Origin of the sequence: Paenibacillus sp. FSL E2-0151 (assembly GCF_037993015.1) — a bacterium.
Classification (GTDB): domain Bacteria; phylum Bacillota; class Bacilli; order Paenibacillales; family Paenibacillaceae; genus Paenibacillus; species Paenibacillus amylolyticus.
On sequence record NZ_CP150308.1, the window covers coordinates 4284437 to 4295309 of the forward strand.

At 43.9% G+C, this 10873-nt stretch carries 8 protein-coding genes; all 8 read right to left on the reverse strand.

Annotation, left to right across the window (positions count from 1 at the left end):
* Positions 1–186: 186 nt before the first annotated feature.
* The 8 genes from MHI55_RS19290 to MHI55_RS19325 all read right to left on the reverse strand — a co-directional run bounded on the left by MHI55_RS19290 (position 187) and on the right by MHI55_RS19325 (position 10847).
* Positions 187–1002, reverse strand: coding sequence for a CAP domain-containing protein (locus MHI55_RS19290; protein ID WP_051447300.1), 816 nt, complete (start codon positions 1000–1002; stop codon positions 187–189).
* Between the two features lie 280 nt (positions 1003–1282).
* Positions 1283–1741, reverse strand: coding sequence for a GNAT family N-acetyltransferase (locus MHI55_RS19295; RefSeq protein ID WP_017687788.1), 459 nt, complete (start codon positions 1739–1741; stop codon positions 1283–1285).
* Positions 1731–2918, reverse strand: coding sequence for a formate-dependent phosphoribosylglycinamide formyltransferase (gene purT / locus MHI55_RS19300; RefSeq protein WP_047843517.1), 1188 nt, complete (start codon positions 2916–2918; stop codon positions 1731–1733). The genes MHI55_RS19295 and purT overlap by 11 nt, the downstream gene beginning before the upstream one ends.
* Positions 2919–3170: 252 nt before the next feature.
* Complete coding sequence (locus MHI55_RS19305; protein ID WP_340386649.1) at positions 3171–4193, reverse strand: NAD(P)/FAD-dependent oxidoreductase; 1023 nt, start codon at positions 4191–4193, stop codon at positions 3171–3173.
* A gap of 62 nt (positions 4194–4255) precedes the next feature.
* Positions 4256–5245, reverse strand: coding sequence for an ABC transporter substrate-binding protein (locus MHI55_RS19310; RefSeq protein WP_340386650.1), 990 nt, complete (start codon positions 5243–5245; stop codon positions 4256–4258).
* A 131-nt stretch (positions 5246–5376) separates the two neighbouring features.
* Complete coding sequence (locus tag MHI55_RS19315) at positions 5377–6879, reverse strand: AraC family transcriptional regulator (protein WP_340386651.1); 1503 nt, start codon at positions 6877–6879, stop codon at positions 5377–5379.
* Positions 6880–7227: 348 nt separating this feature from the next.
* On the reverse strand, positions 7228–9078 hold the full coding sequence (locus tag MHI55_RS19320) for an ABC transporter ATP-binding protein (RefSeq protein ID WP_036613270.1): 1851 nt from the start codon (positions 9076–9078) through the stop codon (positions 7228–7230).
* Positions 9075–10847, reverse strand: coding sequence for an ABC transporter ATP-binding protein (locus tag MHI55_RS19325; protein ID WP_340386652.1), 1773 nt, complete (start codon positions 10845–10847; stop codon positions 9075–9077). Before MHI55_RS19325 ends, MHI55_RS19320 begins: the two co-directional genes overlap by 4 nt.
* Positions 10848–10873: the final 26 nt, after the last annotated feature.

The following is a 10873-nucleotide window of genomic DNA, read 5'->3' on the forward strand; positions in this document are numbered from 1 at the left end:
TGATGATGCTATTCCTAAATAACATAAATGTTCTGTCGTTAATTTGCAAACTTTGGCGCTGCATTCTCAGAATTCATTTTTTATATGTCATTTTACGGAAAAAAGGTTATGCCATACACAGATTTGAACTGTGTACTGGCATAACCTTGTGGAAAAGAAAATCATACTTTCTTCATTATAAATCGATTACTTACCGATAAACTCTTGTGCCCAGTATCCGTTGTAGAAACCTACACCGATATGCGTAAAGTTTTTGCTCAGAATATTGGCACGGTGACCTTCACTATTCATCCAAGCTGTAACAACTTCCTGTGGTGTTTTTTGTCCTTGGGCAATGTTCTCACCTGCATAGCTGTAAGTTACTCCGAATTGTTTCATCATATCAAACGGAGAACCATACGTAGGTGACTGGTGATCAAAATAGTTATTGTTACTCATATCTTTTACTTTAGCAACAGCTACTTTGTCCAGAAGTGCATCTGAAGTCAGAGCGTTCAGACCTGCTTTAGCACGCTCAGCGTTCACAAGTTTTACAACTTGAGTAGCAAAGTCGGATTGTGTGCTTTCGCTACCATTATTACTTGTATTGTTACCTGTATTACCTGTGTTACCCGTGTTTGAAGGATCTTTAGCCGGTGTAGTTTCCGGTTTTTCTTCTTGAGCTGGTTGTGTTGGTTTAGTCGGTTGCTCAGGCTTAGTTGTAGGCTCAGCAGGTTTTGTTGTTGGTTGAGTTGGTTTTGTTGTCGGCTCAGCAGGTTTCGTCGTTTGATCAGGCTGCGTAGCAGGTTTCTCTACAATTTGCCCCTCGGATACGGTGTATCCATTTTGTTTGAGCCATTTCTCAATGTAAGCTTTCAAGCTGTCTGTGCTTGTAATTTTGTACGTTGTGATAGTCTTATATGTTGAATCTGCAGCAGACGCGGAAGCAGGAAGCATTACCCCTACGGCCAGTACGGCTGTCAGACTACTCGTTACGACAGTTTTCATCCATTTCTTTTTCAAATTCATTCATCTCCTTAAGATTAGTTATTACAACTTTGTAATTAATACTCTAGCAGTATATCAATTCGACAGGAGATTGTGAACCTATAAAATATGGAAAAGTAACTTTTTTGTCATTTTTTAGAATGTTACAGATTTTACAAAAGCATAAAAAAAAGACATTCGGACTAAAAATGCTAGTCGAATGTCGCTTCACCATCTATTTATCATTCACCACACCAGATTGTGCAGATCAGGATATCATGAGAATTTCCATGCAATAGAAGAAACTTTTTTTATACTATAGAAGAACTTTACTGAACCGATAACCTCTTTTCTGAAAACCAATGTGCTCATAAAAAGAGTACGTTGTTGAAGTCACTTCACGGTTTGCACCCGTGACAAACAGTTGTTTACCACCTTGCTGTCTGCCCCAATCTTCGGCACGAGCCATCAGACGACGGCCAATCCCACCACCACGATGTTCTTGACCTACAATCAGGGAAGTAATTTGTGCGGCAGGTTCTGGATAGGCATGACTTTGCACACATTGCAAGCCAATCACACCAATAATTTGTTCATCCACTTCGGCAACAAGCATGCATGCGTTTGGATTGGTTTCCAAACATTCAATACGTTCCTTCATGACATTGGTTGTTGTCGGATAGCTGACCTCTCGCATCAGTCCCGTTACCGCTTCAGCATCTCGTAGCTCACACTCTCGGATCATCAGTACAGGGGCCTCAACATTATTGGACATGATTTACCTCCACTTTCAGCATATTAGCGGCTTGAACCGCTGTTTTACGAGCTTCTTCCACATCTTGACCAGCACTTAAGGCTACAGCCATTCGGCGTCCTACTTTGGTCTCAGGTTTGCCAAATACACGAATCTGAGTACGAGGAAGAGCCAGTGCTTCTTCAATCCCGCCTACAGTAAAGTCAGATGTTTCATCATTAGCCTTCAGCGTTGCTGAAGCTCCCGGTGTCAACAGATGTACACCTGTGACCGGAAAACCAAGAATTGCACGTACATGCAGCGCAAACTCGGAACTGTCTTGCGTCACCATTGTAACCATACCTGTGTCATGTGGACGAGGAGATACCTCGCTGAACACAACACCATCCGATGTGAGGAACAATTCCACTCCAAACAGTCCATACCCGCCAAGTTCATCCGTGACGGATTTGGCAATATGACAAGCTTGCTGCCATTGCTCAGGAGTCATTGCATGAGGCTGCCAGGATTCGACATAATCCCCATCCTTCTGAATATGACCAATAGGAGGGCAAAATACGGTGCCTGATACAGACCTAACGGTAAGTAATGTAATCTCACTGTCAAATTGCACAAAGCTCTCCACGATAACACGAACGGATTTGCCACGAGCCCCCGAAAGAGCAATGTTCCAGCAATCCTCCACGTCGCCCGGTGTTCGGCATACACTCTGCCCTTTGCCGGAAGAACTCATTAATGGTTTAATGACACAAGGTGTGCCAAGCTCACGTACGGCTTCCTGAAGTTGTTCCAGGTTGTCCGCAAAAAGGTAATCAGCTGTCGGAAGTTTCAATTGTTCGGCTGCAAGCCGACGGATGCCTTCGCGATCCATCGTTAGACGTGCAGCTCGGGCAGTAGGTACTACACAAAATCCCTCTTCCTCAAGCTCCAGTAAAGCTTCTGTTGCAATAGCTTCAATCTCAGGTACGATGTAATGAGGTTTTTCTTTACGGATCAATTGTTTCAAAGCTTCGGCATCCAGCATGTCGATGCAGTAAGACCGGTGCGCGACCTGCATTGCAGGTGCGTTCTCATAACGATCAACAGCGATCGTCTCTACTCCCAGTCGTTGGGCCTCAATAACGACCTCTTTTCCCAATTCTCCACTGCCTAGTAGCAGCATTTTTTTGGCTTGAGCCGTAAAAGGAGCACCCCACATGTTCTTTCCAATCCTCCCAAAGAGAAATCTTCTATATCTGTCTCTCTATTTTCGGGGTTTTGGTTAAAGATTGCAAGAGTGCTCCCTATTTTTCTTGTGAATTTTACAAGATTTTTTGTGTTTTTTCGATCAAATTTTACAATTACCGCTCACAGATTCGATACTCCTTCCATTCCTCCCAAAATTAAGGAAATGTTAAAAGAGCAGACTTCAATACTCCAACGAATCGAAATACGCAAACAAATCCCAAGTTTAAAGACTTGGGATTTGTCGATTTTTTTCTCTGAAGATTTCATTATGGGAAGAAACATAAGCCATCTTGGGTGCATCTGGCGTCATATATTGTTTCGCACTATTAACTGCCACGATCGCATCATTGAAAGCTCCTGCAATGAGCCTAACTTTGCTATCGTGCGTCGCACAGTCTCCTGCTGCAAAAACACCCGGCAGACTCGTCTGTGCATGGTGACTCATTAGAACCATTCCATCGTCCATTTCTAAGCCACAACTGGCAAGATCACTTAAATTGCTTTTATATCCATGACTAATGACGACTTCATCCACATCTATCAATACATTTTCCTGACTCTCCATATGCGTAATTACAACCTGATGGATACGTTCACCATGATTATGAAGCCGTGTGATGCTATATGGTGTTCTGACATCCGTTACATTGTTCATCTCGCTAACATTGCGTTCCATTGCACGAAACTCATTTTTTCGGTGGACGACCACTACGCTCCGTGCAAGTTGAGCAAGTTCAATTGCCCAATCTACTGCACTGTTGCCTCCTCCTGAAATGAGCACACGCTTCCCTGAAAAATGTTCTGGATTTTGGACGGTGTAATGAAGATTCTCATGCTCATATTGAATCTGCTCCTGAAGCTCCAATTTCTGAATTTCTGCGATACCGCGGCCTACTGAGACAATGATTGTACGCGTATAGTGTATGTCGCCTTCAGCAGTATACAGAGCCAAAATCTCGTTGTCCAGTCGAGCGAACCGATCTACTTTGCAATTCAATTCAACCGTTGGATTAAAGGTATTCGCCTGCTGAACCAGATACTCAATCAACTTTGAACACTTCATGGGTGGCAGGCCACCCACATCCCAAATAGTTTTTTCGGAATAGGTATGCAGAAAACCACCAAGTTGGTCTTTGCCGTCAATGATCTTAACTCTCATATCACGCATCCCGGCATAAAAGGCCGCATATAATCCTGCCGGTCCGCCTCCGACGATGGTCAGATCATAGATATCTTCCTTATTCATTTTAAACACACCTTGTTAATTTAGTTATGAATTCGAGATACATGTAACTTTACCCGTTTGCTTTATTTGTTTTTTGCTTCAAAAGCAGCAACAATATCATCAATGACATATTCATCGGCAAGTGGAGACATTCCCAGATTGAACCATTCCTTGCCACCCACCATATAGACGTGGTCCTGCTTGACTGCTTTCAGATTTTTCCATAACGATGAAGATAACATATCTTCAAATTTCTTTTTAATTTCCGGATTTGTCTCATCATCCAGCTGAACGATCAGATGATCTGCGTCGTATTCAGGCAGTACTTCCAAGGATACGGACATGGCAGTTTGATCTTTCGGGAAATTAGGAAGTGGATTCATTCCCAATCGTTTATGGACAAAGTTTCCTCGGTCAAGGTTCTCCCCATGAAGTACGATTTCTTTTTCCATCACTCTAATGTAGAGAACAGTCTCCTCACCAATCAGCTTATCCAATTTGGAAGCAGCTACCTTCTCCTTATCCACCAAATCCTGAATCACCTTTTCTGCCTGTTCTTCTTTGTCCAGAATTTTGGCCATATCCCGCAGTTCATCGCGCCAATCATCACGCTGTGGCAAAAGTACGGTAGGTGCTATCAGAGTAAGCTGATCATAGTCCTTTTTGGACCACCAGTCAGGGGCGATAATCAAATCCGGAGCTGCCTCCATCAGGGCTTCAAAGTTAGGCGTTCTTCCTATTCCCATTTTCATCGTGTTTGTGAATGGCTCTTGCAAGTAAGAAGGAAAATCCTCATGGTAGTTCTGTACAGCGATGGGTACGATGCCAAGTGAATATAAAAATTCTGGATATACAACGGACAAACCAACTATTTTTTGTGGGTTCACCGGAATTTCAACTTCTCCCATTTCCGTGTTCACTTTTTTCACCTGACTGGCTTCTGTTGTTGAAGAATTGGCGGTACCCGCTTCTTGACCCTCGCTCGAGGATGCTTCGTTGCCTGCTGCACCGCAAGCCGAAATAATGAGCACCAACATCATGGTGCATAGTACCGTTAACCATCTGAATCTCATTCTTTATGTACCCCCTATATGGCATTTAGTTATGACAACGTCTAATTAATAATAATTATCATTATCATTTGATATAGGAGTAAGTATATTAAAATATGTTCAGGTATGATATTGACTATTCAGACTTTTTGCTATGGACGATCTTGCCATAACTTTAATATTTCATCCAACATAAGCTCATGGGTAAACGCAGTGTAGTCCAGCAGGACGCTCGACAAAAGCATATCCATTCTGCCATTCTGTACCGCTAACAATGCAAGCCATTCCTCAGACTTACGCACAGCAGACCATGTCTGCCTAGATTCCTCATCTTCACCCACAATCAATAATATTCTTTCCACGTTGAGAACAGATAACTCCTTAATGGTCACTGTGCCCCGTTCCCAATAAGTCTCAACTCCTTCGGGACCCTCCATTTGCATATCAACGTAAAAAACGGAAGCAATGCTCCTTGGGCCTAACATCTGCAACGCTTCACCATAAACTTTGAGTACAACTAATCTGTCTTTTCGTATGAAATCCTCAAGCTGATCCTTTATGGTCGTTGCCTTCTCTTCATATCTTTGAAGCCATACCTCTGCAATATCAGACCTGTCCAAAAAGCTTGCAACATATCTCAAATGTTCTCTCCAATCGCCTTTTTCCCACGGGAGGTCACACATAGGAGCAATGGAATGAAGCTGCCTCTGCAAATCCTCAGACTCCGTCCCAACAGTAATAATATAATCAGGTTTAACTAATCGAAGCTGTTCCAGCCAAGTGGTCTCACTCTCTGTGAGTGGCATAACTTTGTCCGTTTCATATTTACGTCTATAATAGTATGTCCATGGATGACTTGCCGGCGCGGCACAGGGAATGATCTGCAATGCAAGCAGTATACCAATGCTCACAGAATGAATTGCAGCAATTTTTTGTTTGCTATTACGTATAAACGCTGCTGGTGGAATGCCAGAGATTTGCTTGAATTTACGCCGGAAATACGTCTCATCCTGATAACCCACGTACGATGCCACATCCTTGAGTCGATAACTGTGATCATTTCTCATTAAGATCTGGGCTTGTTTAATTCGGTATAGCGTTAGATAGTCCACTGGACTGTACCCATACCTTTTCTTGAATAAACGCATGAAATGTCGAGGGCTCATTCGTGCCACATTTGCTAAATCCTCAATGGTTAATCTCTTCGAATAATTCTGCTCCATGTAACCTTTGACATGTTCAATTGGTGAAGCCGGATCCGTCTTTTCGGCACAGGCCACGTCGTAAAACATGGTATACAACAGTTCCTGAAAACGAATCTGACCATAGTACCTTTGCAAACCATCCTTCTTCAACGTGTGGTGGTAAATCATCTGACAGATCACACCAACAGCAACGGGTGAAGATGAGCTGACCTCGCCATTCACTTCATTACGTAAAAGTTGCTTCATCATTTCAAGGGCTGTTCCACCCTCCTGCTCCAGTGCGTACATGACATCAAAACTCATGTGATACACGCCTCTTTCATCCAACGAATGCACATTTGCCTCAACCAGTTGCCCCGGGAAGCCTACATACAGTCCGCCCGCCTTCAATTCGATGAAACTGCCATCTATCTTTAACCACCCTTGCCCACTGGCTACAAATAATAACATGTATGTTTCAATGAAGTGTTTCCTCAGAAGCCACTCCGTCGCAGGATCACTCGTATAATTAACGTGAAGGAGCCTAAAATTCATATGATCCAGGTGATCTAAATGCTTTGAATTTATTTCGTTGTTGTCCATCTGCATTGATCTCCCTCCAGCCATGAACGATTGTATTGATTTCATTCTTCAAAAATATAACATACCACACTAACGAATAAAAAAAACACTCCGGCTATCCTCTAACCTGTCTTCAATGAATAAGATGCACTTATTATTGAAGGATCAGGCTAAAAAACACCAGAGTGTTATAAGTTCATATGTGTTCAGACGCTTAACAGGCGTCCGAAGGTTTCATCACAAAAATCTGTATTGAGCTTCAATCAGCCCATTATAGACGCCTTGTTTCTGGATAAGCTGCTCATGGTTGCCCTCTTCTTTAATTTCACCATGATCCAGGACGATAATGTTATCTGCATTCCGGATGGTTGAGAGACGGTGAGCGACCATAAAGGACGTTCTTCCCTGCAACAGCACCTTCAACGCTTCCTGGATTTTAAGCTCTGTCTCTGTATCAATACTGGCTGTAGCTTCATCCAGAATCAGTATGCGTGGATCAGCAAGCAGCGCACGGGCAAAGGATAACAGTTGTCGCTGTCCCATGGATAATACGTTCCCGCGTTCCTCTACTTCGGTATCATATCCACCAGGCAGCTTCATGATGAACTCATGTGCATTGACTGCTTTGGCTGCATCCTCCACCTCTTCATTGGTTGCATCCAGTCGTCCAAATCGAATATTGTCACGAATCGTACCCGAGAAGATGAAAGTATCCTGTAATACAATGCTGATCTGGCTGCGTAAACTCTCTACTGTTACATCCCGCACATCCTGTCCGTCAATGGTGAGACGTCCGCCGGATATATCATAGAAACGACTGATCAGATTGATGATCGTACTTTTACCTGAGCCCGTATGACCAACAAGTGCAATCGATTGTCCCGCAGCCGCGGAGAAGCTAATCCCTTTCAGCGCCTGTCTGCCCTTCTCGTATTCGAACACCACATTTTCGAATGCAATATCTCCTTTAATAGAAGGAAGTGGCTTGGCACCTGGTTTATCCGCAATACTTGGTTTTTCATCCATGAATTCGAAGATACGCTCCGATGATGCCATTGCAACCAGCAACTGATTGTACATCTGTCCCAGACGGTTGATTGGGTCCCAGAAGTTGCCCACATAGTTGGCAAAGGCAACAAGTAATCCCACAGTCAATTGACCTTCCTGAATCAGATAAGCACCAAACCAGAAGAGGATTAATGTACCGAATCCGCCGGTAATCTCAATCAGCGGTCCAAAGCCTTGATTCATCGCTGATGCTCTATCCCATGACTTTTTGCTGGACAGGTTCATGTTGTCAAAGTATTTCATGTTCTCTTTTTCCTGTGTGTAAGCCTGAGTCACTCGAATCCCCTGAATGGATTCATTCAAGTGGGAGTTAATTCGAGAGTTCTTCATACGCACATCCTGCCAAGCCCGACGGATCAGCACCCGCAGTTTGGTCGAGATGATAAACATGATTGGCACCGTAATGATCACGGCAAGACCCAGTTTCCAGTTAATCAACAGCAAGATCACAATGATCCCGAGCAACTGTACGCAGTCGATCATGACGTTAACTGCACCATTGGTGAACAGATCCTGAAGGGAGTTAATATCATTCGTAACACGTACCAGTACGGAACCTGCCGGTCTTTTGTCAAAAAAGTTAAAGGACAGCTTCTGGATATGCTTGAACAGATCCGAGCGAAGATCATAAATAACGCGCTGTCCGATAATGTTTGTCAATTTGATCCGGTACGTATTGGCAGCCCACTGGATGAGATACAACACAAATATGGAGCCTGCGATAAGATAAAGCATGGTCATGCTTGGCAACCCCGTTGCCGGTGCGATGGCCCGGTCAATTGCCAGACTGATCAGAAAAGGTACGGACAATTTTGTAATGGTGCCCAAAATCATCATTAGAATAACGAGTGGTAACAATTGTTTCGCATAAGGTTTCATGTATGCAAATAAACGTCCAAATTCTTTCCAGTTAAACGGTTTTTCAATAATTTCATCATCCTGATACACAAATCGTTCATTCAGTTTCTTCTCAGAGGCCACTTTTGCCTCGCGCCTGTCTGCTATCGTTTCGGCACTCATGAATTCACCTGCTCCCCAGCCTCCCGCTTACCGCGGGCAATATAATCTGCATATTGAATTTTATAAACATCCTGATATGGTCCAGGCACTTCAATGAGTTCGGTATGTTTGCCACGTTGTACCACGCGACCTTCATCGAGCACCAGAATCTCATCTGCATGTCGTAGTGAAGATATCCGGTGTGCAATAATAAAAGTCGTTCTGCCGCGCATAACTTCCTGGAAACCGGACTGAATCTCGTGTTCCGTCTCCATGTCCACGGCGCTTGTTGCATCATCAAGTACCAGAATTTTCGGATTTTTCAGCAAAGCCCTTGCAATCGCAATCCGCTGTTTCTGTCCACCCGATAAACCCATACCGCGCTCACCAACCACCGTGTCATATCCGTCCGGGAACTCCATAATGAAGTCATGAGCCTTGGCCAGCTTGGCTGCACGGATGATCTCATCCATGGTGACATTCTTAAGCCCGTAAGAAATATTATTGCGAATGCTGGATGAGAACAGGAATGTTTCCTGGAAAACAGAAGCGATCTGACTCCGCAAACTGCGAATACCTATATCTTTGATGTTTTTACCATCCAGCTTGATCGTTCCCGAGTTGACGTTATAGGCACGCATCAGAAGCTGAATGATGGTCGATTTACCTGACCCTGTACCCCCGAGGAAACCGATTACAGAACCGGGTGCAGCGTCAAAATTAATATAGGTTACTGCTGGCATTTTGTTACCGTAGGCAAAGGTAACGGATTCAAATGTCACATGACCGTTCACTTGGTCTGCCTCCACAATGACCGGATCTTGCGTTTCTTCCACATCCACTGGCGTATTCAGCAGTTCGAGCACCCGTTCACCTGAAGCTTTGGATTGCGTATAGTTGTTGATATGGAACCCAAGATTCCACATTGGACCGATTATGTACCAGATCAAACTGAAAAAGGCAACGAGTTCACCGAGTGTCAGCGTCTTCTGTATAACCATTCTTCCACCGATCACCAGCAACAGCACGATACTCACCGAAGCAAGAATCTCCATGATCGGAAAATAGCGACTCCACAATGTTGCGGCATGAATCTGATTTGTTTTGTAACGCTCATTACGTATGGAGAATTTCTCCACTTCATAAGGCTCACGTGCAAAGGATTTTACCGTACGTACGCCAGTAATATTCTCCTGTACCGCTGTTGTCAGTGAACTGAGCGCCAGCCGCATCTCCTGAAACGCAGGGTGAATTTTGGATTCGAATCTCAGCGCAACGAAGGCAAGTAATGGGATGCATATGAGTGTGAACAGCGTAAGCTGCCAACTCATGGTCATCATCATGATTGCGCCGAATACGACCATGAAAACCATGTTAAGAATCTGGGCGAAACCAAATCCGATAAAGTTACGGATGGCTTCCAAATCTCCCGTGAGGCGGGACATCAGATCACCTGTCTTGGCCGTATCATAATAACGGAAGGATAAAAATTGAAGCTTTTCGTAACATGCATTACGAAGTCTGTACGCCAGGAAGTTACCCAAGCGTCCTCCATAAAAGCCGTGTAAAAACTGCATTCCCGCTTTCAAAATAACTACACCTAACACAGTCAAGGCAATTATGGGAACGTCTTCAAAAGTTCGCGGAACAATGATGTCATCAATCAGTATCCTCAGCATGTACGGATACACTAACCCAAGTGCGGTCGCTAAGGCGAGGAACAAGATTGATACAAATAAATACGTTCGCTTTTCCCAAAAAAAGGTTTGCAGTTGCCTAAGAACATCCATGTTTCTCCTCCTCTTATGTCGTTCAA

Excerpts from the sequence above, each read along its gene's own strand:
- MHI55_RS19295 (WP_017687788.1), bottom strand. The coding sequence starts at position 1,741 with ATGTCCAATAATGTTGAGGCCCCTGTACTGATGATCCGAGAGTGTGAG.
- MHI55_RS19305 (WP_340386649.1), bottom strand. The coding sequence starts at position 4,193 with ATGAATAAGGAAGATATCTATGATCTGACCATCGTCGGAGGCGGACCG.
- MHI55_RS19320 (WP_036613270.1), bottom strand. The coding sequence starts at position 9,078 with ATGAGTGCCGAAACGATAGCAGACAGGCGCGAGGCAAAAGTGGCCTCT.
- MHI55_RS19315 (WP_340386651.1), bottom strand. The coding sequence starts at position 6,879 with ATGTTATTATTTGTAGCCAGTGGGCAAGGGTGGTTAAAGATAGATGGC.
- MHI55_RS19325 (WP_340386652.1), bottom strand. The coding sequence starts at position 10,847 with ATGGATGTTCTTAGGCAACTGCAAACCTTTTTTTGGGAAAAGCGAACG.
- purT (WP_047843517.1), bottom strand. The coding sequence starts at position 2,918 with ATGTGGGGTGCTCCTTTTACGGCTCAAGCCAAAAAAATGCTGCTACTA.
- MHI55_RS19310 (WP_340386650.1), bottom strand. The coding sequence starts at position 5,245 with ATGAGATTCAGATGGTTAACGGTACTATGCACCATGATGTTGGTGCTC.